Annotated in this window: 26 protein-coding genes, 1 tRNA gene and 1 pseudogene; 10 read left to right on the top strand and 18 right to left on the bottom strand. The window is 42.3% G+C overall.

Translation table 11 applies throughout. From position 1 onward, the window contains the following. Positions 1 to 122 precede the first annotated feature (122 nt). From eno to rpoN, 6 genes are all read right to left on the bottom strand, one after another. The gene (gene eno / locus ACI3E5_RS05045; protein ID WP_005228686.1) at positions 123 to 1,424 is read right to left on the bottom strand and encodes a surface-displayed alpha-enolase; all 1,302 of its coding nucleotides are present in this window, start codon (positions 1,422 to 1,424) and stop codon (positions 123 to 125) included. Positions 1,425 to 1,536: 112 nt separating this feature from the next. Continuing rightward, positions 1,537 to 2,292 (bottom strand): triose-phosphate isomerase, encoded by a 756-nt coding sequence (gene tpiA / locus ACI3E5_RS05050; protein WP_325815962.1) that lies wholly within the window; start codon positions 2,290 to 2,292, stop codon positions 1,537 to 1,539. 63 nt (positions 2,293 to 2,355) lie between these two features. After that, positions 2,356 to 3,546: a phosphoglycerate kinase gene (locus ACI3E5_RS05055; protein WP_005234355.1), complete on the bottom strand. Its 1,191-nt coding sequence runs from the start codon at positions 3,544 to 3,546 to the stop codon at positions 2,356 to 2,358. A 99-nt stretch (positions 3,547 to 3,645) separates the two neighbouring features. Beyond that, a complete protein-coding gene (gene gap / locus ACI3E5_RS05060; RefSeq protein ID WP_005228677.1) occupies positions 3,646 to 4,647 on the bottom strand; it encodes a type I glyceraldehyde-3-phosphate dehydrogenase in 1,002 nt (333 codons plus the stop codon). A 40-nt stretch (positions 4,648 to 4,687) separates the two neighbouring features. Continuing rightward, positions 4,688 to 5,725: a sugar-binding transcriptional regulator gene (locus ACI3E5_RS05065; protein ID WP_005228675.1), complete on the bottom strand. Its 1,038-nt coding sequence runs from the start codon at positions 5,723 to 5,725 to the stop codon at positions 4,688 to 4,690. Positions 5,726 to 5,968: 243 nt separating this feature from the next. Continuing rightward, positions 5,969 to 7,288 (bottom strand): RNA polymerase factor sigma-54, encoded by a 1,320-nt coding sequence (rpoN, locus tag ACI3E5_RS05070; RefSeq protein WP_325815963.1) that lies wholly within the window; start codon positions 7,286 to 7,288, stop codon positions 5,969 to 5,971. Between the two features lie 51 nt (positions 7,289 to 7,339). Here rpoN and ACI3E5_RS05075 point away from each other — a divergent pair. Continuing rightward, positions 7,340 to 7,411 (top strand) — tRNA-Arg (locus ACI3E5_RS05075). A gap of 164 nt (positions 7,412 to 7,575) precedes the next feature. On the opposite strand, the gene rpoE is transcribed toward ACI3E5_RS05075, so the two are convergent. Continuing rightward, positions 7,576 to 8,184: a DNA-directed RNA polymerase subunit delta gene (gene rpoE / locus ACI3E5_RS05080; RefSeq protein WP_005234347.1), complete on the bottom strand. Its 609-nt coding sequence runs from the start codon at positions 8,182 to 8,184 to the stop codon at positions 7,576 to 7,578. An 84-nt stretch (positions 8,185 to 8,268) separates the two neighbouring features. Further along, entirely contained in the window at positions 8,269 to 8,706 is a 438-nt protein-coding gene (locus ACI3E5_RS05085) for a YwiB family protein (RefSeq protein ID WP_005228669.1), read from the bottom strand. A gap of 223 nt (positions 8,707 to 8,929) precedes the next feature. On the opposite strand from ACI3E5_RS05085, the gene ACI3E5_RS05090 reads away from it, so the two are divergent. Genes ACI3E5_RS05090 through yidA form a run of 3 tightly spaced genes read left to right on the top strand, consistent with a single transcriptional unit; the run spans position 8,930 to position 11,933 of the window. Further along, on the top strand, positions 8,930 to 9,751 hold the full coding sequence (locus tag ACI3E5_RS05090; RefSeq protein ID WP_395997568.1) for a lipoate--protein ligase family protein: 822 nt from the start codon (positions 8,930 to 8,932) through the stop codon (positions 9,749 to 9,751). Beyond that, positions 9,735 to 11,105, top strand: coding sequence for an HD domain-containing protein (locus ACI3E5_RS05095; protein ID WP_010749809.1), 1,371 nt, complete (start codon positions 9,735 to 9,737; stop codon positions 11,103 to 11,105). Before ACI3E5_RS05090 ends, ACI3E5_RS05095 begins: the two co-directional genes overlap by 17 nt. 9 nt (positions 11,106 to 11,114) lie before the next feature. Then, a complete protein-coding gene (gene yidA, locus ACI3E5_RS05100) occupies positions 11,115 to 11,933 on the top strand; it encodes a sugar-phosphatase (protein WP_325815965.1) in 819 nt (272 codons plus the stop codon). Between the two features lie 45 nt (positions 11,934 to 11,978). On the opposite strand, the gene ACI3E5_RS05105 is transcribed toward yidA, so the two are convergent. Further along, a complete protein-coding gene (locus ACI3E5_RS05105; RefSeq protein ID WP_005228661.1) occupies positions 11,979 to 12,422 on the bottom strand; it encodes an NUDIX hydrolase in 444 nt (147 codons plus the stop codon). Between the two features lie 147 nt (positions 12,423 to 12,569). Between ACI3E5_RS05105 and gloA the strand changes: the two genes are divergently transcribed. Together gloA and ACI3E5_RS05115 are read left to right on the top strand one after the other, a co-directional pair. Beyond that, the gene (gene gloA, locus ACI3E5_RS05110) at positions 12,570 to 12,944 is read left to right on the top strand and encodes a lactoylglutathione lyase (protein WP_005228659.1); all 375 of its coding nucleotides are present in this window, start codon (positions 12,570 to 12,572) and stop codon (positions 12,942 to 12,944) included. Between the two features lie 77 nt (positions 12,945 to 13,021). After that, on the top strand, positions 13,022 to 13,735 hold the full coding sequence (locus ACI3E5_RS05115; protein ID WP_015510190.1) for a gamma-glutamyl-gamma-aminobutyrate hydrolase family protein: 714 nt from the start codon (positions 13,022 to 13,024) through the stop codon (positions 13,733 to 13,735). A 71-nt stretch (positions 13,736 to 13,806) separates the two neighbouring features. Here ACI3E5_RS05115 and ACI3E5_RS05120 read toward each other — a convergent pair whose 3' ends face one another. The 8 genes and pseudogenes from ACI3E5_RS05120 to zapA form a co-directional block, all read right to left on the bottom strand. Beyond that, a complete protein-coding gene (locus tag ACI3E5_RS05120; protein ID WP_325815966.1) occupies positions 13,807 to 15,060 on the bottom strand; it encodes an ABC transporter permease in 1,254 nt (417 codons plus the stop codon). Next, a pseudogene (locus ACI3E5_RS05125) lies at positions 15,053 to 15,953 on the bottom strand (ABC transporter ATP-binding protein). The gene ACI3E5_RS05120 and the pseudogene ACI3E5_RS05125 overlap by 8 nt, the downstream one beginning before the upstream one ends. A 17-nt stretch (positions 15,954 to 15,970) precedes the next feature. Continuing rightward, positions 15,971 to 16,651 carry a DUF2812 domain-containing protein gene (locus ACI3E5_RS05130; protein WP_010749814.1) on the bottom strand — a complete coding sequence of 227 codons (681 nt, stop codon included), beginning with the start codon at positions 16,649 to 16,651 and terminating at the stop codon, positions 15,971 to 15,973. After that, complete coding sequence (locus ACI3E5_RS05135) at positions 16,638 to 16,964, bottom strand: PadR family transcriptional regulator (protein WP_015510192.1); 327 nt, start codon at positions 16,962 to 16,964, stop codon at positions 16,638 to 16,640. The genes ACI3E5_RS05130 and ACI3E5_RS05135 overlap by 14 nt, the downstream gene beginning before the upstream one ends. A gap of 282 nt (positions 16,965 to 17,246) precedes the next feature. Continuing rightward, a complete protein-coding gene (gene trxA, locus ACI3E5_RS05140) occupies positions 17,247 to 17,561 on the bottom strand; it encodes a thioredoxin (RefSeq protein ID WP_005228645.1) in 315 nt (104 codons plus the stop codon). Positions 17,562 to 17,657: 96 nt separating this feature from the next. Beyond that, positions 17,658 to 20,021, bottom strand: a complete 2,364-nt coding sequence (locus ACI3E5_RS05145) for an endonuclease MutS2 (protein WP_142423699.1) — start codon at positions 20,019 to 20,021, stop codon at positions 17,658 to 17,660. A gap of 78 nt (positions 20,022 to 20,099) precedes the next feature. Then, the gene (locus tag ACI3E5_RS05150) at positions 20,100 to 20,654 is read right to left on the bottom strand and encodes a CvpA family protein (RefSeq protein ID WP_005228642.1); all 555 of its coding nucleotides are present in this window, start codon (positions 20,652 to 20,654) and stop codon (positions 20,100 to 20,102) included. A 23-nt stretch (positions 20,655 to 20,677) separates the two neighbouring features. Continuing rightward, positions 20,678 to 21,118, bottom strand: coding sequence for a cell division protein ZapA (gene zapA, locus ACI3E5_RS05155; protein WP_005228634.1), 441 nt, complete (start codon positions 21,116 to 21,118; stop codon positions 20,678 to 20,680). Between the two features lie 216 nt (positions 21,119 to 21,334). On the opposite strand from zapA, the gene rnhC reads away from it, so the two are divergent. Then, complete coding sequence (gene rnhC, locus ACI3E5_RS05160) at positions 21,335 to 22,261, top strand: ribonuclease HIII (protein WP_325815968.1); 927 nt, start codon at positions 21,335 to 21,337, stop codon at positions 22,259 to 22,261. Positions 22,262 to 22,350: 89 nt separating this feature from the next. On the opposite strand, the gene ACI3E5_RS05165 is transcribed toward rnhC, so the two are convergent. Then, positions 22,351 to 23,331, bottom strand: a complete 981-nt coding sequence (locus ACI3E5_RS05165; RefSeq protein ID WP_142423701.1) for an ROK family protein — start codon at positions 23,329 to 23,331, stop codon at positions 22,351 to 22,353. A 159-nt stretch (positions 23,332 to 23,490) separates the two neighbouring features. On the opposite strand from ACI3E5_RS05165, the gene ACI3E5_RS05170 reads away from it, so the two are divergent. Genes ACI3E5_RS05170 through ACI3E5_RS05180 form a run of 3 tightly spaced genes read left to right on the top strand, consistent with a single transcriptional unit; the run spans position 23,491 to position 25,394 of the window. Next, entirely contained in the window at positions 23,491 to 23,883 is a 393-nt protein-coding gene (locus ACI3E5_RS05170; protein WP_010749819.1) for a VOC family protein, read from the top strand. 13 nt (positions 23,884 to 23,896) lie between these two features. Further along, entirely contained in the window at positions 23,897 to 24,538 is a 642-nt protein-coding gene (locus ACI3E5_RS05175; protein WP_016608797.1) for a sugar O-acetyltransferase, read from the top strand. Positions 24,539 to 24,557: 19 nt separating this feature from the next. Beyond that, a complete protein-coding gene (locus tag ACI3E5_RS05180) occupies positions 24,558 to 25,394 on the top strand; it encodes a histidinol-phosphatase HisJ family protein (RefSeq protein ID WP_325815969.1) in 837 nt (278 codons plus the stop codon). The last annotated feature ends 13 nt before the right edge of the window (positions 25,395 to 25,407 follow it).

Raw genomic sequence — 25,407 nt, forward strand, 5'->3', positions numbered from 1 at the left:
TTAAGCAATCTGCCTAACTGGTTATGACTAAATTTTCAGTTGTATCTTTCTCTACCAACACTAAATGTCGAAGAGCCCCATAATTTCAGTACAGCAAACGAAAATGTTTGATCAAACTAAAATTATTTATTTTTTAAGTTGTAGAATGCTTGCAAGCCTTTGTATTCAGCAACTTCACCAAGTTGGTCTTCGATACGTAGCAATTGGTTGTATTTTGCAATACGGTCAGTACGTGAAAGAGAACCAGTTTTGATTTGGCCAGCGTTTGTTGCAACTGCGATATCAGAGATTGTTGAATCTTCTGTTTCACCTGAACGGTGAGAAACGACTGCAGTGTAACCAGCTTCTTTCGCCATTTCGATAGCATTGAATGTTTCAGTCAATGTACCGATTTGGTTAACTTTGATCAGGATTGAGTTACCAATACCGTTTTTGATTCCTTTTTCAAGGATTTCAGTATTTGTAACGAACAAGTCATCCCCTACTAATTGAACTTTGTCGCCTAAGCGTTCAGTTAATAGTTTCCAACCATCCCAGTCGTTTTCATCCATACCGTCTTCGATAGTGATGATTGGGTATTTGTTAACTAATTCTTCTAAGTAGTCAACTTGTTCAGCAGCAGTACGTTTTACGCCGTTTTCGCCTTCAAATTTAGAGTAGTCGTAAACACCGTTTTCGTAGAATTCTGATGATGCACAGTCAAATCCTAGGTATACGTCTTTACCTGGTTCTAAACCAGCAGCTTTGATTGCTTCTAAGATTGTTTCAACACCGTCTTCAGTTCCTTCAAAACGAGGAGCGAAACCACCTTCGTCACCTACTGAAGTTTCTAAACCACGTTTAGACAAGATTGATTTCAAAGCGTGGAATACTTCAGTACCCCAACGTAAGCCTTCTTTGAATGTAGGTGCGCCTACAGGCAAGATCATGAATTCTTGGAAAGCGATTGGTGCGTCAGAGTGAGAACCACCGTTGACGATGTTCATCATAGGAGTTGGCAATACTTTTGTATTGAATCCGCCTAAGTAGTGGTATAAAGGTACTTCTAGGTAATCAGCAGCTGCACGAGCAACAGCGATAGAAACACCAAGAATCGCGTTTGCGCCTAATTTGCCTTTGTTAGGAGTTCCGTCTAAAGCGATCATTGCTTTATCGATAGCCATTTGGTCACGTACATCGTAGCCGATGATAGCTTCTGCAATGATGTTATTTACATTGTCAACTGCTTTCGTTACACCTTTACCGCCATAACGAGCTTTGTCGCCATCACGTAATTCAACTGCTTCGTGTTCACCTGTTGAAGCTCCTGAAGGAACCATTCCGCGGCCGAAAGCACCTGATTCTGTGTAGACTTCTACTTCGATAGTTGGGTTACCACGTGAGTCTAAGACTTCGCGTGCGTAAACATCAGTAATAATTGACATGTTTTGTCTCTCCTTTGAGTTTGTTTTATCTTAAGGGGAAAGCCCCTTGCGAACAACTTAATTGTAGTGAAAAAATCACGATTCTGCAAATGTTATTTTCATGAAAATGAAATTATTTTACAGCATCTAATAATGCTAGGAATGAATCAGCTTGCAAGCTTGCGCCGCCAACTAATGCTCCGTCAACATTTTCTTTTGCCATGTACTCAGCAATGTTTTCAGGTTTTACAGAACCGCCGTATTGGATACGCATGCTATCTGAAACTTCTTTGCCGTATAATTTTTCAACGGTTTTGCGGACAACGCCACAAATTTCGTCTGCGATGTTTGCATCCGCTGATTTACCAGTACCGATCGCCCAGATTGGTTCGTACGCAATCACAAGATTACTTACTTGACCGTCTGTTAAACCGTCTAAGCCAGCAGTGATTTGTCCTTCGATCCACTCCGCTGTTTTGCCAGCTTCATAGGTTTCTAAAGATTCACCACAGCATAGGATTGGGATCATGCCGTTTGAAAAGATTGCTTTGGCTTTTTTGTTGATGTCTTCATCTGTCTCATGGAAGTATTCACGACGTTCTGAATGACCAATGATGACATAGTCAACACCTAGATCTGCTAAAGCTGCTGGTGAAGTTTCACCAGTAAAGGCACCTTCATTTTCCCAGTAGCTGTTTTGAGCAGCAATTTTTAATTCTGTTCCTTCAGCAGCATTCACTAATGTTTCTAAGAATAGAGCTGGCGAACCGATCACAGAGTCAACTGTATCGTTGCTAGGAATTTTTGTTTTGACTGCTTCAGCAAATTCTTTTGCTTCTTTCGCAGTTTTGTTCATTTTCCAGTTTCCGGCAATAATTGGTTTGCGCATGTTCTGGCACTCCTTTTCGTTATCAAGCGTGCAAAGGAGATCCTTTGCACGGCTTGTCATTGATTATTTATCGTTGATCGCAGCTAGGCCAGGAAGTGTTTTTCCTTCTAGCAATTCAAGGCTGGCACCGCCACCTGTTGAGATGTGGGTAAATTTGTCAGCAAAACCTAATTGTTCTGCTGCAGCTGCAGAGTCACCGCCACCGATGATCGTTGTTGCATCTTCAAGGTTGGCAATTGCTTCACAAACACCGATCGTACCGTTTGCGAAGTTAGACATTTCAAACACACCCATAGGTCCGTTCCAAACGACTGTTTTTGCGCCTTTTAATGTTTCAGCAAACAAAGCGATAGTTTCAGGTCCGATATCTAAGCCCATTTGTCCTTCAGGAACATCACCAGTATGTTCTTCTGTTGGGACATCATTTGAAAATTCAGCAGCAGTGATTGAATCAACTGGTAATACTAATTTATCGCCAGCTTTTTCGATCAATTCTTTTGCTAATTCTACTTTGTCTGCTTCCACAAGAGAATTACCGATTTCCATACCTTTTGCTTTGTAGAACGTATACGTCATTCCGCCACCGATCAAGATTTTGTCTGCTTTAGGAATCAAGTTTTCGATTACGCCGATTTTGTCAGATACTTTTGCTCCACCAAGAATCGCGATCATTGGACGTTTTGGTTCTTCGACTGCTTCACCGATGAATTTGATTTCTTTTTCCATTAAGAAACCAGCAACTGTTGGGATACCTGTTGAAGCGATCCCTACGTTTGAAGCGTGTGCGCGGTGTGCGGTACCAAAGGCATCATTTACAAAAACATCGCCTAAAGAAGCCCAGTATTTACCTAGTTCAGGATCGTTTTTGCTTTCTTTTTTGCCATCGATGTCTTCGAAACGAGTGTTTTCAAAAACAACGACATCGCCATCTTGCATGTTGTTGATCGCTGCTTCTAATTTTTCGCCGCGGGTTTCATCCACGAAAGTTACTTCTTTGCCTAACAATTCACCTAGACGTTTCGCAACTGGCGCTAAAGATTTTCCAGCTTTATCTGCTTCTTCTTTCACACGACCTAAGTGTGAGAAAAGAATTGCTTTTCCGCCGTTTTCGATCACGTAATTGATTGTTGGTAATGCTGCTTTGATCCGTGTATCGTCTCCGATCACTCCATCTTTCAATGGAACGTTGAAGTCCACACGTACAAGAACTTTTTTATCTTTCAAATCGATATCTTGAACTGTCATTTTCGCCATGAACAGATTCCTCCTAGCATAATTGTTAAAAAAAGCGGAGAAGCGCGATGCTTCCCCGCTTTCTCTTGCGATGGTTTAAATTAAAGTCGTTCGCAACTCTTATAGGTTAGCGAAGTATTCTAAAGTACGTACTAATTGTGCAGTGTATGACATTTCATTGTCGTACCAAGCAACAGTTTTAACTAATTGTTTGTCGCCAACAGTCATAACTTTTGTTTGAGTTGCATCAAATAATGAACCGTAAGTCATACCAACGATATCAGAAGAAACGATTTCGTCTGTGTTGTAACCGTAAGATTCGTTTGAAGCTTCTTTCATTGCTGCATTGATTTCATCAACAGTTACTTCTTTGTCAAGAACAGTAACTAATTCAGTTAATGAACCAGTTGCAACAGGAACACGTTGAGCAGCACCATCTAATTTGCCGTTCAATTCTGGGATTACTAAGCCGATCGCTTTAGCAGCACCAGTTGAGTTAGGCACGATGTTTGCAGCAGCAGCACGGGCACGGCGGAAGTCACCTTTAGGGTGTGGTCCGTCTAGAGTCATTTGGTCACCTGTGTAAGCGTGGATTGTAGTCATTAATCCTTCAACTACACCAAATTTGTCGTTCAATGTTTTCGCCATAGGAGCTAAACAGTTTGTTGTACATGAAGCACCAGAGATAACTGTTTCTTCACCTGTTAAAGTTTCATGGTTTGTGTTGTAAACGATTGTTGGAACATCGTTTCCACCAGGAGCTGAGATAACTACACGTTTTGCACCAGCTGTTAAATGTTTTTCAGCAGCTGCTTTAGAAGTGAAGAATCCAGTACATTCTAACACGATTTCAACACCTAGTTCGCCCCAAGGCAATTCTTCAGGGTTGCGGTTAGCTAAAACTTTGATTTCGTTTCCGTTCACATTGAATGAACCTTCGTGAACTTCAACTGTACCGTTGAAACGTCCTTGTGTTGTATCATATTTTAACAAGTGAGCTAACATTTTAGCATCTGTTAAGTCATTGATAGCCACAACTTCGATTCCTTCTACTTCTTGGATACGACGAAATGCTAAGCGTCCGATACGTCCAAATCCATTAATACCTACTTTAACTGTCATTTAAGATTTCCTCCTTATGAAAATCATAAAAATATTTATTTTAAAGGGTTGCCCCTTTTAAAATCTCATTTGCGCAAGCTTCATCGGTGATGAGCCAGGTTTGTTTTGGTGCATTTTTCATGTATGCATTGACCGCTTTGGCTTTTGATTGTCCGCCAGCGACCGCAAAAATGATTGGGACTTTTTGCAAATCTTTTAATTGAAGTCCGATGCGAGGAACTTTGTAGACGACCTCGCCAGCTTCGTTAAAGAAATACCCAAAGGATTCTGCAACTGCATTTTTTTGTTTTAACATCAGAATTTCTTGTTCTGACATTTTTCGTCGAGCCGCCATATGCAACGCCCGTCCAATACTATGAATAACACAATTCGCTTGACTTATCAAGTTTAAGACATCAACGATGGCGGGTTCTTTCAAGAGAAACTCGTAGGTGTTCATGCTTAATTGTTCTGGTACAAACAAGGAGCGATAATCGCCGTTTGTCTGCATCGCCATTACTGAGCTGACTGAGTTTGCTTGCACGTTGACTGATTCTCCGATACCGCCACGGGCTGGAACAAACAAGTTATGACGTTTGGCGGTTTCCAAATTGCCCAATTCCTCAGCAACTTTCGCCATTGTCGTCCCTCCCATCACTGCGATGGTGTTTTTGCCTTCTGGCAATAAGAGATCCAACGATTCATTCAGCAACTGGCCAAATTCAGCAATCACTTTCGGTTGTCGATCACCATCGCCGCTCGCAATCAAACAACGTTCGATGCCAAAGGTCTCTGATAATCGTTTTTCGATTTGGTGCATTCCGAACAGCTGATCCATCAGTGCACCGATCTTCGTGTACACTTCTTCTCCATAGGCGGTCAATTGCATGCCGCTTTTTGAAGAGTCGATCAGTTTTAGCTTTTTAAGGATATCTGTTTCCGTCCTCAACACGCGTTCCGTCATTGATAAACTTTCCGAAAGTGTCCGGCGGCCAACGGGCTGCATCCAATAAATATTTCTTAAGATACGGTAACGTTCCTGGAGTACAGCGAGAATATCCGGGGTGATTGCCTCAATCAATTTTAATTCATCGAGCATTTTATATCCTCCCGTTGGACAATTTTCGTCCTACAATGACTTAAAATGACCCATCGATTGCAAAAAAAATTTAAATCTGTTTCCTACACCAATAATAGTAGCACTTATCGCCTTGATACGCAACTATTTCAGTCACAAAATCTTGCTTTTCATAAAATCGTCATAAATTGAAAATGAGGAAAGGATCGATAAAAAAAGGAAAGGCTTTGCTGCCTTTCCTACTCGTTAATAGTATGTTTTGCTTTACTCGAATCGTTTCCGCTTGGAAGAACCAAGGATATTCATGGCTTCACGATACTTTGCCACCGTTCGTCTGGAAATATCGATGCCCTGGGCTTTGAGGGCATCTGTCAACTTCTGATCTGACAATGGTTTATTTTTGTTTTCTTCATCGATCAGTGCCTTTAGCTGCTGTTTGATCGATGCCGTCGTCAGGTCATCACCGCTTTCTTGTGTCGAAACTTTCTGTCCAAAAAATAGTTTTAATTCAAACACCCCAAAGGAGGTTTCCAAGTATTTCCCGTTGACCGCTCGGCTGACCGTTGATTCATGAATCCCTAATTCTTCGGCAACTTCTCTTAAAACCAATGGCTTTAATGGGCGATCTGGTTGAGTGAAAAACTCCTTTTGCCGTGCAACGATCTGCACCCCGACACGATAGATGGTATCCCCTCGTTGCAGCAAGGTCTTTTTCAGCCACTCGAACTCTTGGGCTTTATTGTCTAAATAACTTAATACCTCTGGATCACCGCTTTGCTTCAATTGATCAAAATATTGCTGCTGAAAGCGAACCTCTGGCAAGGCGCGTTTGTTTGATTTCACGATCGGCTGTCCTTTTTCAACCGTCACCCGCAGGTCAGGTACGATGTAAAGCCCATCGGTTGACCCAAACGCAGCCCCTGGTGTGGGGGTCAATGTTTGAACATAATCAAAGACCTTTTGGATCTCAGTTAATGGAATCTGCAGCGCTTTGCTGATTTTGTCCCACTTGCGCTCTGCCATTTCCGTAAAAAATTCTTCTAAAATGAGATAGGCCATTGGCGGCGCATAGTCATCTCTTTCCGTTTGCAGCATCAAACACTCTCTTAGATCACGAGCACCGACGCCTGCTGGATCTAGCTGCTGGATCAAGGTCAAGGCATCGAGCATTTGGATTGGGGTCCCACCAACAAGTTTTCCAGCTTCTTCCAGATCAATCGTCAAAAAGCCGTTTAAATCAATGTACTCGACTAAAAATAAAACGATCGTCCGCAAGAAGGTATCTCGGTAGTTTAAATGCACTTGATCAATGAGGTATTCGAATAAAGACGTATGCTGGTCAGGGATCTGGCTTAAATAATCCATCAATTGTTCTGATGAGCCATTGCTTTTGCTTGGTGTGATGGGCGAATCATATTCCCCCAGATCAATTAATGGATTTTCTAATGCTTGGTTATCTATGAAGGACAATAATTCGTCTGCAGAAAATTGCAACACTTGGATCGATTGCTGTAATTTCTGCGTCATAGCAAGCTTTTGCGTCTGTTTTTGTTGTTGTGAAAATTGCTGTTGAAATTTCATCATTCTACCTCTTGTTTTTTTCACTGAAATTGGTTAAACTAATATTTGTGCTTCGCGCCTTTAGTGTAGTGGATATCACGTAAGATTCCGGTTCTTGAGACGGGGGTTCGATTCCCTCAAGGCGCGTTTTTTCTTTTCGTTACAAGTATACTCGATTCAAATCAATAATTCAAAAGCACTTAGGGACCGCTGATGCGGTTCCTTTTTTATTTGTATCTATGTAAGAAGGCGAACTCGTCCTTCAACGATTAAAAGCTGCTTGCAGCCATAAGGCGAAAAAAAGAAGAGGATTACTCCTCTTCTTCCTCTTCATCCGCAAAATCATCTTCATCATCGTCATCGATAATGGTTAGATCTTCCTCAATGCTGTCAGGTAATTCTTCTTCATCATCGGTGCTATTGTCGGCGCCGATTTCTTGCAAGTCTGAATTGTATGCCGAGATTTCTTCATCCTCGTCATCATCATCATCAAAGAGATCATCTTCTTCGTCATCTGACAAATCAGTATCCTCAGGATCATCATCGTTATAATCGATTGCGTCTTCATCATCGTTGATAAAGGCATTGACTTTTTTACGTTTGCGACGACGTGGTGTATCTTCATCCTCGTCTTCGATGCCATGGTTGACTTCTTCATCGATCGAATCAATGGCGTACCATGAACGTAAGCCCCAACGATTGTCGCCTAAAGAAATAAAACTACCGTCGATATTCAAGTCTGTATAAAACTGCGCCAATGAATCACGAATCTCGCTGTCTGAAGTTTCAAGATAGTTTTGAATTTGGTTGACCAAATCAGAAAAATCCATCACGTCACCGCGCTGCTCTAAAATCGCATGGGCAACTTCAATCATCGACAATTCGTTTTTATTTACACCTTCAAATACATTAATTTCCAAACGGGACACGTCCTTTCACAGTCTACTCTTAATCATACAAAATTACGCCTCAAATTGCAATTTTTTCTTTCAATTTCCCTTTGATCAAGCGGTAAATTCTAATGATAGTTTGTATTCGCCGACTTTGTCAGCAGCCATGAACAAGTCATAATCGATATCGATCTTTCCCGAGTATGGACGGTCTTTCAAGCTAACGTGCAGGTGATTGGTGAAGGTGTGGAACATCATCAAACCATACGGGGTTTGGTAGCTCGTCTCTAACCGTTCCTTATAAGAAAATTTCAAACGCATGCGCATTTCCCCTGAGCGAATCAATTGAATCAATCCATCTGGCATGATTTTCATCGTGACGGGAACGTCGGTACCGTCTGGCTGGATCTCTTTGTAACGGATATATAAAGTATCACCGATCTTGACTGCTTGTCCTTGCAGATCAAACAGAAAGTTCTCTGTTTCCCCTGCTTGACGTACATTGGTTGTTAAATGAATCGAGATTGGGATTCCTTTTGATAATTCTTGCATGTACGTGTGCCTCCTTTGAAGATTTCAGTTTCATTCTTGCTTTTTTTCATTCGTTTGTCAATCATTTCAGTTGATTCTCCTTGGTCTATTTCTTCATTGAAAATAAAAAAGCGAAAACAAAAGCAAGTTTTCATTCTTTTCTCCAAGTAATTTTCCAAGAATCGTATATAATAAGGATAACAGGTATTTTTAAAGGAGTTTAACCGATTTGACTATCTATATAATGGATCAAACCTTACCACGTATCCACAATCCTTATGAGCCGTTTGCTTTTACCGATGTTGCCACCGAAGCTGCTGGCAAACTTGAACAAGTTTATTGTCATTTTTGGCAGTTGTCCGATACGATGATTTTAGGAATGAAAGATACCCGGCTGCCTTTTTTGATAGATGGTCTGCAGGTTTTGAAAGAAGCTGGCTATGACTCGATCATCCGCAACTCAGGCGGGCTTGGGGTCATCAATGATGCCGGTATTTTGAATGTCTCCCTCATTTTCCCTAAACATTTGGCTGCCACTACGGATGCAGCCTATGAAATGATGGCGACATTGTTGCAAACAGCCTTTCCTGAGCGGACAATTTTGGCGTATGAAATTGCTGACTCGTACTGCCCAGGCACCTATGACCTGAGTATTGACGGAAAAAAAATTGCTGGCACCGCACAACGACGGATCAAAGACGGCGTGGCTGTCATGATGTATCTGAGCATCAATGGCGACCAACCAGCCCGCGGCTCTCTCGTTCGTCGTTTTTACCAAGCAGGTTTAAAAGAGCGCTTTGGTACGGATGGCTATCCAGCCGTCAATCCTGCGAGCATGACCACTTTAGAAGCGGCTCTCGGCCGTAAGTTTACCACGCAAGAGGTGATTGACCGCTTGCAAAAAGCCCTGCTTTTCTTGACCACAGACCAATCCCTATATCCGCTTGAGTCACTGGATCAATGGCTTTCAGAAAATGACCTTAGCGAACAAATGCAGCAACGCTTAGCTGGCATGGAAAAGCGAAATCACTCAATAAAGGAGTTTAGCGATGAGCCTACCATATAAATATCAAACCTTAGCGATAGAAAAAGTATTTCGTGACCCTGTTCATAACTATGTCCATGTGCAGCACCAAGTGATTTTAGACTTGATCAATTCCAAAGAAGTGCAGCGTTTGCGACGAATCAAACAACTAGGGACTGCTTCTTTCACCTTTCACGGAGCAGAACACAGCCGCTTTTCTCACTCCTTGGGGGTTTATGAAATCAGCCGCCGCATTTGCGATATTTTCCAACGCAATTATTCGATTGAAAAAGTTGGACCGAACGGCTGGGATGATAAGGAGCGTTTAGTGACCTTGTGTGCAGCATTGCTTCATGATGTGGGCCATGGTCCATACTCCCACACCTTTGAGCATATTTTTCATACGGATCATGAAGCCATCACAGTGGCGATCATCACTTCTCCTGAAACGGAAGTTCATCAGATATTGAACCGAGTGGAAGCTGGATTTCCTGAGAAAGTGGCAAGTGTCATCACTAAAACCTATCCAAATCCCCAAGTCGTTCAAATGATTTCCAGTCAAATCGATGCTGATCGGATGGACTACTTGCTGCGCGATGCTTATTTTACCGGCACTGAATACGGCACATTTGATCTGACCAGAATTTTACGAGTGATTCGTCCGTACGAAGGCGGTATTGCTTTTTCTATGAATGGCATGCACGCTGTGGAGGACTACATCGTCAGTCGTTACCAAATGTATGTGCAAGTTTATTTCCATGCGAGTTCTCGAGGGATGGAAGTGATCTTAGCCCACTTGCTGGATCGTGCTGCCGAACTTTATCAAGTGGATCAGGAAATGTTTCAAAGCCATTCGCAACTGCTTCTCCCGTTTTTAAAACAAGAATTCACTTTAGATGAATACTTGAAACTCGACGATGGCGTGTTGAATACCTACTTTACCCAATGGACGGAAGAGAATGATCCGATCCTCAGCGATTTAGCGAAGCGGTTCTTAAATCGTAAACCGTTGAAATCCGCTCGCTTTGACGATGAGACGCAGTTGCCGATGATTGAAGAAATGCAGGGATTGGTGGAAAAAGTCGGCTTCAATCCCCGCTACTATACTGCCATCAATTCAAGCTTCGATCTGCCTTATGATTTTTATCGACCAACTTCTGGTAAGCATCGGACACAGATCGAATTACAGGAAAAAGATGGTTCCCTTGTAGAATTATCCCAAGCCAGTCAACTTGTTGCAGCCTTAGCGGGACAAACCCAAGGTGACCAACGCTTTTATTTTCCAAAAGAAATGATTGACCCCAACATCCAAAATCACTATGATTTATTTGGAGAGACGTATCAAGAGTTTGCCAAGCACATTCGCAATGGTGCTTTGATCAAACCAAGCCACTAGGAGGAACTTATGAGTATCAAACTGATCGCCATCGATATCGATGGCACCCTGCTGAACAACGACCGCAAGATCACTCCAGCAGTTTACAAAGCATTAAAAGACGCAGAAGCACAAGGCGTGCGCATCGTTTTGTGTACGGGACGCCCCTTAACTGGTGTCCAAGATTTATTGAAGAAACTAGACTTATTTACGGACAATGATTTCGTGATTACCTACAATGGCTCTTTGGTTCAAAAAACCAAAAATCAAGAGATCATCTCTGAATTCGGCTTGTCCCAAGATGACTATCTCTTTGTTGAGATGACTGCGAGAAAATTAGGGGTTCACCTTCATGTAGAAACTGAGGATACCATGTATACCGCTAACCGCGATATCAGTCCTTACACGATTTATGAAGCCTTCTTAGTCAACATGCCATTGAAATATCGGACACCAGAAGAAATGACTGCTGACTTGAATATCATCAAAATGATGATGATCGATGATCCCGCAATACTGGATCAGATCATCCCACAATTGCCGAGCAGTTTGACCGACAACTACAATGTGGTTAAAAGTGCTCCATACTTCTTGGAAGTCCTAAATAAACAAGCCCATAAAGGAGCTGCTGTCAAAAAATTGGCGGAGCACTTAGGCATCAAACAAGAAGAAGTCATGGCGATCGGCGATAATGAAAATGATTTAACCATGGTGGAATATGCTGGTATCGGTGTGGCGATGGCCAATGCTACTGAAAACGTGAAAAATGCCGCAGATGTCCTAACCGCTTCAAATGAAGAAGACGGTGTAGCAGAAGTGATCAACAAGTATGTTTTAACAAATAACTAAGTGCAAAAAAAGTCAGGTTTCCTTTTTATCGGAAACCTGACTTTTTTATTTTGCCAACCACTGTTCAACTGCCCATTTATGGCTGCCGCGTTTCAATCGTTGGATCGCTTCTTCTGGCGTGTGCCAAGACAATTGATTGGTTTCTTCTGTCGGTTCGCAAACTTTTTTCCACTGTGTCATTAAATAGAAATAGCCCGGGTGATGGTAAAATGTATCGCGATGGCGCGAATAGAAGTATTCAACTGCCTCCCCTAGATACTCAGCAATCTCCCCTTCAAATCCAAGTTCTTCAATCAATTCTCGTTGGATCGCTTCTTCTTTGCTCTCATTTGGCTCAATTTCACCACCAGGCAAAAAGTATGCGCCGTTGGGTGCTTGCACCAAGATCACTTCATTTTTTTCGTTTGGAAGAACGACATACGCCCCATATCTTGATTTGTATGGTTTCCCCGCTTCTTTTTCCCCGAACACAATTTCCTTTTCTGGCATGATTCCCTCCACCAACACTTTCTTTCCATTTTACCCTATGCCAATAGTCTGGACAAGCTGGAAATAACGCTCGGTTGTCTTTTATTCGTTACAAAAAGAGAAAATATGTTATCATACAACTATCAAGATCGAAAGGATGATTTACCCATGAAAATGGCTCACACATGTGTCCGCGTCAAAGACTTAACGGCTTCTCTAGATTTTTATCAAACTGCCTTTGGTTTTGAAGAATCTCGCCGTCGTGATTTTCCTGAACATAAATTTACTTTGGTTTACTTAACTTTGCCTGGTGATGATTACGAGCTAGAGTTGACCTATAACTATGACCATCCTGGCTATGAGTTAGGCGACGGCTATGGCCATATCGCCATCAGTACCGATGATCTAGAAGCGCTTCATGAGAAGCACCAAGCGGCTGGATTTGATGTCACTGACCTGAAAGGACTCCCAGGAACTTCTCCTTCTTACTATTTTGTGAAAGATCCTGATGGCTACAAAATCGAAGTTATTCGCGAAAAATAAAGCGAAGGTGATCGAAAAAAGGACCTCGTGTCCTTTTTTCTTTTTCGATTCATTTACTAGTAGAAAGGTTTGATCAAATGAAACCCATTATCGGCATCGCTGCTAATGAACGACCAATGATTGAAGAAGCAGAACATTGGTTGTCCTATACACCCAAAAATTTTGTGACCCATATCCAACAAGCCCAAGGCATTCCCCTATTATTACCAATGGGTGTCGTGGAAGATGCTGCGACTTACATCAGCAAAATCGATAAACTCTTGTTAGCCGGTGGTCACGATGTCTCCCCTGTTCACTATGGCGAAGATCCTCATCCATTGATTCAAGGCATTCATCCTGATCGTGATGTCTTTGAATTGGCATTGATCAAAGAAGCAGTGGCTCAAAACAAACCGATCTTTGGAATCTGCCGCGGCATGCAGTTACTCAATGTCGCATTTGGTGGGAGTTTGTACCAAGATCTCTCTTTGATCGATCACCCAACGATCAAACACGTGCAATTGCCGACGTTCTTTCAATTCCCTACACATCGGGTAAAAATCAAGGCAGACAGTCGTTTGGCTGCTCTTTTAGGCACAACCTATCACGTCAATTCTTTTCATCACCAAGCGGTCAAAACCGTTGCGGATGATTTCAACGTGATTGCCACCGCTCCTGATGGTGTCGTTGAAGCCATTGAATCCACTGCCTATGGCGCACCGATCTTAGGCATTCAGTGGCATCCTGAGCTAGCCGCTCACAAGCTGCCTTCTGAGCAATCGATCTTCAACTTTTTTGTGCAGGAATTCTAAAGGCTTGCATCTTGTTTCTAGATTTTAGCGAATAAAAAACGCCCGATCACGAAAAGGATCGGGCGTTTTGCTTATTTTTCGTTTTTCATTAACACTAATGATTGTTTCAACGTTGCCAAGATACCATTGTCGTTATAGATCAAGACATTTGATTTGTACATTTTTGCAGAAACCAGCATCAGGACGATCGTGGTAACAGCAAGGATTCCTACTGAAATCAATGCACCGCCGATACCCACTGTATCATTAGCAAGCCGTACTGGCATAATGAAGGAAGATAAAAATGGTACATAGGAAGTTACTCGTAAGACCACGTTATGAGGATCCATACCGCCTAGCACGATTCCAAGCATATACCCGCCCAATGAAAGATACGTCACTGGAATGATGGCTTTCGCCGTATCTTCTGCTTTGTTCACTAACGACCCGCAAAGGGCTGACAAGACCGAGTAGATCAAAATTCCTAAGAAGACGAAAACGATCGCAAACACCAGGAAGGGACCAAAAATGCCATCTGTCGAAAAGTTTGCCAACAAGTCTTTTACCATTGGGTTATCCTTGATCCAGAAATAGCTCCCACCAAAAATCGCAACATAAGCAACTAGCTGGGTCGCTGCAACCATGATTACACCCGTCAATTTGGCATAGTAATGGATTTGCGCCCGTGTACTAGACAAAATGACTTCCATGATGCGTGTGCCTTTTTCAGAGGCGATCTCTTGTGCAATGATCTGTGCGTAAGTAATGATAAAGAAAAAGAGGATGATTGTTGCGATCATACTTACTAGTGATTGCATCGCGGTATTGTCTTCCCCATAAGTCATTTCGCCATCTTCACCGAAGGATACTTTTTGACGATCAAGCGGTGCGACTTCACTAAGGACTGCCACTTGCTCAGCAGTCAAGCCAAGCTCACTAGCTCTATAGGAAGACTGCAACCCCGTCAATAACTGTTGGATCGTCAGCTCTAAAGCTTGCCCCATCGAGGACTCGCTTAATAATTCCCCTTGCAGCGTATCCCCAGAAGCAGTAATAAGTAACAAAGCATCAGCATCTTTGTCTGCCATCTGTTGCTGCCCTTGTTCTTCGCTGTCAACAATTTCAAATTCAAAATCAGCGCCGCTTTGGTCCACAAAGGTCTGCGCAATGGCTGGTTCATTCGCATAAACGGCAATTTTGTCGACACTGTTCATACCATCAGCAAAATAACCAATGAGATAAAATGCCCCCGTTGCAATAAATGGCACGAGAATCATAATCAAAAACGAAATTGATTTGATATTTTTTTTATAAACATCTAATGCGATTACCCAAAACTTACTCATTTATTTTTCCCGCCTTCCGCTTAAAGATTTCTTCTAACGTTGGCGGTTGTTGATTGAACATAGGGATATAACCATCCGCCGTTGCTAAATCAAATAAGGTTTTTCCTACTGCAGGATCAGCGATCGTAATATCATAGCTGCCATCTTCTCTGGCAAGAACTTCCTCGACACCTGCCACTGCCAAGAGCTGTTCTTTCGTCAAGTTGGATTCTAAATAGACTTTCGTCCGCCCAAAGGATTCACGAATTTCATGAACTTTTCCGTTTAAGACGGTTTGACCATCCCGCAGCATAATCAAGTGATCGCAGATTTTTTTCCACATTATCCATATTATGACTGGAGAAGATGACACATGAGCCATTTTTTTTCAGTTCAATGATCCCATTTTTCAACAGTTCTGCATTGACGGGATCTAACCCACTAAATGGTTCATCTAAAATCACCAATTTTGGTTCATGGATCAACGTTGAAATCAGCTGAACTTTTTGCTGATTTCCTTTTGATAGCGATTTGACTTTATCGGTTTTCTTGCCTTTTACTTTAAATTTGTCCATCCAATAGTCGATTTTTGGTACGATGTCTTCTTTCTTCTTACCTCGTAACCGCGCGAAATAGATCAATTGATCTTCAATCGTTACTTTTGGAAACAAGCCGCGTTCTTCTGGCAGATAGCCGATAATATTGTATTCTTTTTCACTAATTTTATGGCCATCCCACAATACTTCCCCTTGATCGGCTTTCAAGAAATCCAAGATCAATCGGAATGTCGTCGTTTTACCAGCACCATTTTGACCAATCAAGCCCATGATCTGTCCATCATTGATGGTAAAGGACAATTTATCGACTGCTGTATAATCGCCAAATGTTTTTACTAATTGTTTTGCTTCTAACACATACTCACCTTCCCTATCTAATAAAATATATCACTAAAGAAAAAGCCGATAACGGCGCCAATGATCGCTCCGACAAACATCAAGATGACGGTATCGCGGATCACTCGTTGACGCTTCGCCAGTTTCTCTGGTTCATTGTAATAACTTGCTCGATTTTTATATAAGAATTTCATCAGGATCGTGGTCAATCCTACCCCAATCGGGATAAACACCAGCCCCGTAATCAATCCTAGTCCAAAGGACCAAAATGGATTTGTGCGAATATTGAAATAACGGATCAGAAAATAAATTGCTGCTAATATCACTAAACTGATCACCGAAAGTAGAATCGATTTTTTCATTAAATACCGTGTTTCATTATCGATCCGTTCTTGATAGCTTTCTTGGTCACTGAAAATCGCTGGTGTGTCAGGAGACGCTTTAAAATAAAAATAGCGATCTTTATAATTGCTGATATAAGTCCAGCCTCCTGCTTGATACATCGCTAAGTAATCAACGATCTCAGAGGGCTCTCCTTCGAAAAAGTCTACTGCATATTTGGTCGTTTCTGGGTCTCCTTTGATAAACTTCAAAAACCCTAACCGATTCATCTTCACAAAGTGCCACCCTAACGACGCTTGTTTTTGCAGACGAACCATTTCCTTTTCTGGGTAATAGGCTACACCAAGTGAAAGAAGGTATTTCTTATTGATGCCCATCTTGCTCTCCCCCTAACGCTTCGAAAACCTGTTCTCCTATTTGATAAAATAATTTGCGCCGTTGAATATCTTTCTCCAGAACTTGTCTTCCTTCTGGTGTAATCTGATAGATTTTTTTTCGGTCAACGCTCTCCTCTAAATCGATCCACCCCTTTTTCGTCAGCTTCTTTAAAATCGTATACATCGTTGCGGGACCAATCTCAAACGTCCCTTGGCTTAGCTCATGGATCTGTTTCATGATGAGATACCCATGTTTCGGCTTTAAAAGCGCTAATAAAATCAAATAGGTTGAATCTGTCAATGCCTCATCCATTTGATTCCTCCGTCCCACTAGCTATATCACTTAATGATATATTATCGAATGATATAACCAGCGTCAATCTTTTTTTTCTGATCTGCTAACATTGCTGTAGAATGACTGTTTTCTTAATGTTCATTCTCACTTTTCTCGTTAGCAATTGAGTGAACCCCAACAGCAGTGCATGGAACAAAGAGTAGAAGTTAGAAACGTCAAAGGCATTCTTCAAAGACTTTGTCCCCAAAATAAAAAAAGCAATAGCCACTTTCGGCTATTGCTTCAAAAACGTTTCTTCTATTACATATGTTCCGCAACTAAAGCTTTCAATTGATCTTTTGTATGCACCCCAATTGCTTTATCAACGACTTGGCCGTCTTTTTTCAACAACAAAGTTGGAATAGACATGATCCCGAATGAAGCTGGTGTTTCAGGATTTTCATCCACATCCATTTTCACGATCTTCAATTCGTCTTCCTCATATTCATTCGCTAATTGTTCCAAGATCGGTGCTTGCATACGACAAGGGCCACACCAAGTTGCCCAAAAATCAATAAGGACTAAGCCTTTATCGGTTTCTTCTGAAAAAGTTTTATCGGTTATTTCTTTTGCCATCGTACTTCCCCTCCATTTTTAAAACTAAAAAAAGTATACCACGTATCGTAAGTTTTTTAAAATCGTCTGCTTACAAAAGGTAAGGGTTCTTAACGTTTAGTTAAACTTCACAATGGTCGCTCCATTGCCCCCTTGGTTTGCTGGCGCAAATTCAAAACTTTTCACCGAGCGATGATTTTTTAGGTAGTCAGTGATCCCTTGACGCAATGCGCCGGTTCCTTTTCCGTGGACGATCGTCACTTGCGGATAGCCTGCCAAAATCGCTGCATCTAAATACTGATCCACTTCATTGAGGGCTTCTTCGTACCGCTTACCGCGTAAATCCAACTGATTGACCACTGGACTGCTGTCAGCAGAACGAATCGTATTGACGATACGCTGTGTAGGCTCCTTCACTGGCGCTGCTGGTTGGAGATCTGTTTCTGGCAAATTCATTTTCAAAATACCGATTTGGACTTGCCATTGATTTTTGCCTGCTTTTTTCAATAAGACCCCGCGCTGCCCATAAGATGTTACAAGCACTTCGTCTCCTTCTTTCAGCGTCTTGGCTGCTTTGGCTTTTTGCAGAACCTTGTTTTTTTGCAGATGTTCTTCTTGTTGCAGTCCTGATAACTTGGTGCGCGCGTCGATCAGCTCGTGTTCTTTGACCTTCGTTTGACCGCCGGCTAACTGCATTTTACGAATATCGGCAATGATTTTTTCAGATTCTTCTTTGGCTTCTTCAACGATCTGATTGGCTTTTTGCCGAGCTTTCGCCAATTCTTTTTCACGTTCTTCAAAGAAATAACTATAGGCTGCTTCTAGCTCTTGGTGCAAGCGGGCCGCTTCTTTTACATGATGACGGACTTCAAGATACTCGGTTTCCGTCATTTTTCTTCGATTTTCTAAATCAGCGATCATTTCATTCAGGTCTTGGCTTTCTCCATCCATGATCTCTTTGGCTTGATCAATGATCGTATCTGGCAAGCCAAGTCTTTTCGAAATCTCAAACGCATTGCTTCGTCCTGGAACCCCGATCAACAAGCGATAGGTCGGACTTAAGGTATCAACATCAAATTCCATAGAGGCATTGATCGTATTGGATCGGTTATAGCCATAAACCTTCAATTCAGGATAATGGGTCGTCGCCATGACATAAGCCGACTTAGCCCCAAGTTCGTCCAAAATCGCAATCGCTAGTGCCGCCCCTTCTTGAGGATCGGTTCCTGCGCCTAATTCATCAAAGAGAACTAAGCTTGTCTCGTCGACTTTTTTCAACACTTCAACGATCGTTGTCATATGAGAAGAAAAGGTCGATAGACTTTGCTCAATGGATTGTTCATCCCCAATGTCCGCAAAAATCTCATTGAAGACACCCATTTGGCTTTCTTCTTCTGCCAGAATTGGTAAACCAGCTTGGCCCATGATCTGCAATAGCCCTAATGTTTTTAAGGTGATGGTTTTCCCACCGGTATTCGGCCCAGTAATGACAACGGCTTGATAGTCTTTTCCAATCGTAATATCGTTAGGAACGACTTTTTCTTGATCGATCAATGGATGACGTGCTTGCTTAAAAAAGACATGGTTGTCTTGATTGATCGCTGGTACGATTGCCTTCATCTCTTTTCCAAAACGAGCCTTGGCATTCATGAAATCCATGATCCCGATCACATACGCATTATGGAGAATCTCTCTTTGATATGGGGCTAACTCTGCTGACAATTCTGCTAGGATACGTGTAATTTCATCCCGTTCCGCAATTTGATGCTGGCGCAAACGGTTATTTTGTTCCACTACTTGTTTCGGTTCGATAAACAAGGTTTGACCAGAGGAACTTTGGTCGTGGACTACCCCGCCGAAAACACCTCGGTACTCTTGTTTGACTGGAATCACATAACGCTCATTTCGCATGGTTACGATCGTATCACTTAGATACTTTGCATTGCCACCTCGGACGATGCCATCCAATGTCTCGCGAATCGTCCGTTCTGCTCGTCGGATCGATTGGCGAATTCCACGTAGTGCTGGAGAGGCATCATCTGTGACTCGGCCATCCTCATCGATAGCTTCTTTCAAGCGTCGATTCAAGGTTGGCAAAGACACCAACTGTTCTTCCCAGTGATACAAGCGGGAAAATTCAATCTCGCTTTCAGACAAATCAGCAAAAAAGCGTTTCAATTCCTGCGTAGTTGATAAGACACGGGCAACTTGTGCCAACTCAATGCCGTTTAAATCGGCGCCAATTTCGATCCGTTTCATTTGGGGACGAATATTCTCAATCTTTGGTACAGGGATTCCGCCTCTTAAACGTTGGATCTTGATCGCGTCTTCTGTTTCTGCCAGCCAAGAGGAAATGACTTGCGCATCACTTGATGGCACAAGCTTTGCTAAAGCTTCTTTCCCTTGGGCTGTTACAATATACTGACCGATTTGACTCTTTACTTGTTCAAATCCTAAAACATCAAGGATCTTAGTATTCATTCTTTTCTCACCTGCTTTGTTTTAACTTTTTGTTCCTAAGAAAAAGGCAGAATGGCTCTGCAACCATCTGCCTGCTTTTTACCCAATCACATCTGTGATCCACAATCGATAGAAGTAATCTGAGAGAATCGGCGACCGATCAACGATGAAATTCGCAGTTCCGCTCGTTTCAAACAGATTTTGAATCGTGGCAAACGGGATCATTGAGAGAATCATGAAAAACATGTACAAATTGATATACATCAAGATAACATTCAAAACACCCGCAACTGCCCAGTCATAACCACCTAAAAAACGTAGGCGTTTGTAACGCAAACTGTCTGCAAAAATCACCACTAGTTTTGTGATCAGCCATCCAGCAAAGAGCACCATCACAAAAGCGATGGCTGCATAATAGGCTTTGTCTAAATCTAAAGCCAGTTCCATATCGTAGTATTTTAACTTTGAGTCCGCCGTTACTGACATATAAGGAACATAGAGCTCAATTTTCTTCGCAATTTCTTGGTAATTTGCAACTGCAAAGAAAAAAGAGATCAAATAGCCCAAAACTGAGACCAATTGTAAACTGGTTCCGCGCCGTGCGCCGCCGTAAAAGGCTGCCAACAACAAAACCAAGACAAATAATCCAATCATTTAGGTATCCTTTCTACGCCGCACTACCCATGGGCTGTCTTTTCTTGAATTTTTCGTTTCCTTTGTTCATTTAAGATCTGTTGTGCTTCCACATGATTATGGATCTCCACATCACTGCGACCTGTCTCATCGAGAACTTTCCGTGCTTCGGATTCAATCGCTTCGATCCGCTTAATGCGATTCTCAAGCTCCGTTGCTTTAATGGCTTGTCCTCGCAGCTCGTCCACCTTTTTTTGTAGGACCAAAAGCTGTTCTTGTTTTTTCAGCTGGTCGGAAACAGCGTTGATCGCTAATAAGATCGACGCTTGTTCTTGATCGGTTTGTGGCGATAATTGCATGATCTCAAGCAGTTGGTCATTGACCAATCTTGTCACCATATCCATGTGTTCTTTGCTTTCGCGTCCAATAATCGTGTAACTTTGATTCGCGATAACTGCTTTATAACGTTTCTTTTGCTCCGTCATAGGAATATTTCCTCCCATTGCTTACATTCTGCTCTATTCTATCACTTATTGAACATGTGTCGCAAACTCTTAACTATTATACGTGATTTTCTTATGAATTTCCATGCCAATCGTTTGTTTGCTGATCGTCTTAGTAAAAAAGAATAAGAAGTATGGTAAAATCTTAAAGTATCCTTTTGTCTACCTAAAAAAAGACAAAAAATCAGGAGGAATCAAATGAGTACGATCGTTATCAAAGTACCAACTTCAACTATCCAAAAGATGCAGCAATTTTACCAACGAGATTTGCTAGCTAAGAAAGTTCCTTATACAGTGTTTGTCGCCAAAAAAGGGCCAACGACGATCACTGCTTATACGTCAGGAAAAGTCATGTTCCAAGGAGCGACTGCTGAAAAAGAAGCTTCCTTATGGGGCGATACGGCAAGTGCTGTACCAGATAAGAAAAAAGCGACTGTTTCATCCACTGCGTTGCCAGCAGGATTTAGCGAAAAAAGCGTCGTCGGCAGTGACGAGGTCGGTAATGGCAGTTATTTCGGTCCTTTGGTGGTCTGTGCCGTCTATGCAAAAAAAGAGCAATTACCACAGCTGAAAGCTTTAGGAGTCAAGGACTCAAAAATGCTGACAGATCAAGAGATCCGTAAGATGGCGCCGAAAATCAAAGAATTGGTTCCTTACCAATTGCTCACCGTCACGCCCAGCAAATACAACGAGATCCAACCAAAATACAACACAGTCCGAATGAAAGTTGCTTTGCATAATCAAGCCATTCGTTTGCTTTTGCAAAAGATTGCTCCTGAGACACCAGATGCCATTTTGATCGATCAGTTCACGAGCGAAAAAAATTATCGCACCTATTTAAAGTCGGAACAAGTAGCGGTCACAGAAAAGCTCTATTTTGCGACGAAAGGTGAACAATATCATTTAGCAGTAGCGGCAGCCTCTATTTTATGTCGTACAGTCTTTTTGGATGAATTAGATGTAGCCTCTAAAGAAGTCGGTTTGCGCTTGCCTTCTGGCGCCCACGCAGCTGCTGACCAAGTTGCAGCAAAATTACTGCAGCAAGGTGGCATAGCACTATTAGGCCAATATGCCAAACTGCATTTTGCGAATACCGAAAAAGCACAGAAACTCGCCAAGCTGTGAGTTCTCGTATTTTCAAAAAAACTGCCGCTACTTCTGAATAAAGGAAGCAGCGGCAGTTTTTGTCCTCAGTACCAGTTGAATGCTGGGAATCAAAGCCCTAAGCCAGCTGCTTCGATTCCCATCGTGATCAACCCAGCCAAATAATTTTCTGAAAACCGATCGGAAAAGTGTAATTTTGGCAAGACGCCATATTGAAACACTGCTGCCAGCTGCTTTTCCAAAAAGGAGCGCGACACGAGCGCCTGCCATTCAGAGGGCAAAAACAAAATGACTTGATGCGGGTCCGTCACTGCCACGATCGCTTGAAGAGTGGCAGTCACTTGTTCTGGGATCGCCTCTGTTGCCAAAGGGTAAGAAGCCGTGTAGAGATGCGGCAAATGCTTGATTTCGCCACTTAAATGGTTGGCTCCTTTAAAGAGCTGTTGGTCGATGACCAGTCCCGCACCTGGCGGATAATTTTTCGGAAAATAAATGCCAGCCACGATTTTTTTCTCTTCTTTGAAATGAAATACCGCAGCATTCACGTCATTCTCAATAAGCGTTTTTACAGCGATCTCCTTTTCAATCAATTCCCCTAGCGCCATGTCCTTAAATGCTGGAGCATCCATGATCTTCAGTCTTCCAGCAATTTCCACACCAGGAATTCCCACGACTACCAAGCTGATTTTCGGGTATTCCTGTTTTATCTGACGAATCACTTGCAAGAACTGCGGCAATCGGCCCTCTGCTGACTGCTCATGATGCAAAATGTTCCCGACGAGATCGACGACTGAAAAACGAATCACGATCTGCTGGTCTTCTTCGATAAACTGAATGATCAACAACAGTGTCCGTTGCGCATTGTACTGGTAAGCCGCAGCTTGACGTCCTCCCGTTCGTTGCGGTTGATCCGTCGTCAAAAGCAACTGCTTTTCAATCAATTCAGGAAGCAGCTTGTTGATCGTTACCACGCTTAATTGAGAGGCATCTGCCAGTTGGCGCTTGGTCATAGGCGCTTGCTGCTGTTTTAGCAAATCCAGCAATACTGCCTGATTATGTAATTTAATGGTCGTTGGCTGATAAGCTTTCATTTTTCTCCCCCTCAACGCTCCTATTTTAACAGATAAAAAGCTGGGAATATACCTTTATTAATTTTGTTAACAAAGGTATAATAGAAGCAACTTATTAAACAAAGTTTACTAAGTTCAAAAAAAAACGATCTATGTTGCTTATTAAAGGAGTTGTCGATAATGAAAATTGAACACATCGCACTATATGTCAATGATTTGGAAAAAATGAGGACATTTTATGAAACCTACTTTCAGGCGGTCAGCAACACAAAATACCATAATCCGAAAACAGGCTTTCAGTCCTATTTTTTGACCTTTGATTCTGGAAGTCGGTTAGAATTAACGACCAAGAAATTTTTAAGCCCTCGTATCAGCGAAAGCTTAGGCTACACTCACCTTGCGATTGCAGTTGGTGATCAAGCTGACGTCGATCGATACGCTCAACGGTTTGTTGAAGATGGCTACCCTCTTTTAAATGGTCCTCGTACAACAGGCGATGGCTATTATGAAGCAGTTGTCCAAGACCCCGAAGGCAATTTGATTGAATTAACCACCGACGATTTACCGTCTTAGAAAGGATTTTGCAATGAAAGAAGACTTTGATTATCAAGCGATGTTGGCTGGTCAATTGTATCAAGCTGCTGGCATTCTCCCTGAGAATGGTTCAGCGGAGGGAAAAAAACGTGCCCAGGAAATCAACCACTTACCAGTCGATGACCGAGAACGAATCATCGCCAAAGAAAAAGCACTCTTTGGCAAATTTGGGCAGCATTGCTTTGTCCAACCACCCCTTTATGTTGATTATGGTCGCCATGTTGAGATTGGTGATCACTTTTATGCCAATATGGATTGCATTTTTTTAGATGTCAATAAGATTCTGATTGGTGATCATGTGATGGTGGGACCACGGGTCAGCTTCTATACCGCCGGTCATCCAATCGATTCTGTGGTCCGCAGTCAAGATTTGGAATTTGGCCTACCGATCACCGTCGAAGATTACGTTTGGATCGGGGGCAATAGTACGATTTTACCAGGTGTCACGATCGGCAAACATGCCATCGTCGCTGCTGGTTCCGTCGTCACAAAAGATGTGCCGCCGAATACGATCGTCGGCGGCAATCCAGCCCGTGTGATCCGTGAGATTCAGCCGGCTGACAAAGAACATTGGGAAACTGCCGCCCAGCTCTATCATCAAAAACGAGCAGACTGGCAGAAGCAGCAAAAATAACGAAACAAAAGGAGACGCCATGATTTTTACAGACTATCACGTCCATAGTGATTACAGCGATGATTCTTGGTATTTGATGGAAGATGTAGTCAAAGACGCCATTAAACTAGGCTTAGCAGAAATCTGCTTTACCGATCATGTGGATTATGGAGTCAAAGAAGACTGGCAAGCGACGGATACGTACCTCGTCGGGGCCAATAAAGTTGTAAAAAATGTCTACTACGACTTGTATTTTAACGAACTGGCACGCTTAAAGGAAACATACAGTGACCAAATCAAGCTAAAAACTGGGCTGGAATTTGGGATACAAATGCACACGATCCCACAATTTACCCGTCTTTATCATTCGCATCCCTTTGACTTCATTTTACTTTCCGTTCATCAGGTAGACGATCAAGAATTTTGGACTGGAGAATTTCAAAAAGGACGCAGCCAACAGGAATGCTACGAGCGCTATTATGATGAAATGTATCAGCTAGTCACGACATATAAAGAGTATTCCGTCTTAGCCCATATGGATTTGATTCGTCGTTATTTAGATAAAGAGAAGGACGCTTTTGAACAAACGAAAGAACAAATAGCAGAGATCTTGAAAGTCGTAATCAAAAATGGCAAAGGCATTGAACTGAATACCTCTTCCCACCGTTACGGAATCAACGGGTATACGCCATCGATCGAGATCCTCAAGCTTTATCGTGACTTTGGGGGAAGCGTGATAACCATCGGCAGCGACAGTCATAAACCAGAGCACCTCGGGTTTCAAATCAAAGAGGGACAAGATCTTTTACGGTCATTAGGATTTACTAAGCTCTGTACGTTTGAACAGATGCAGCCGATTTTTCATCGTTTTGCTTAACCTGCACAAAAGC

This window comes from Candidatus Enterococcus avicola (assembly GCF_047470845.1).
Taxonomy (GTDB): Bacteria; Bacillota; Bacilli; order Lactobacillales; family Enterococcaceae; genus Enterococcus_D; species Enterococcus_D casseliflavus.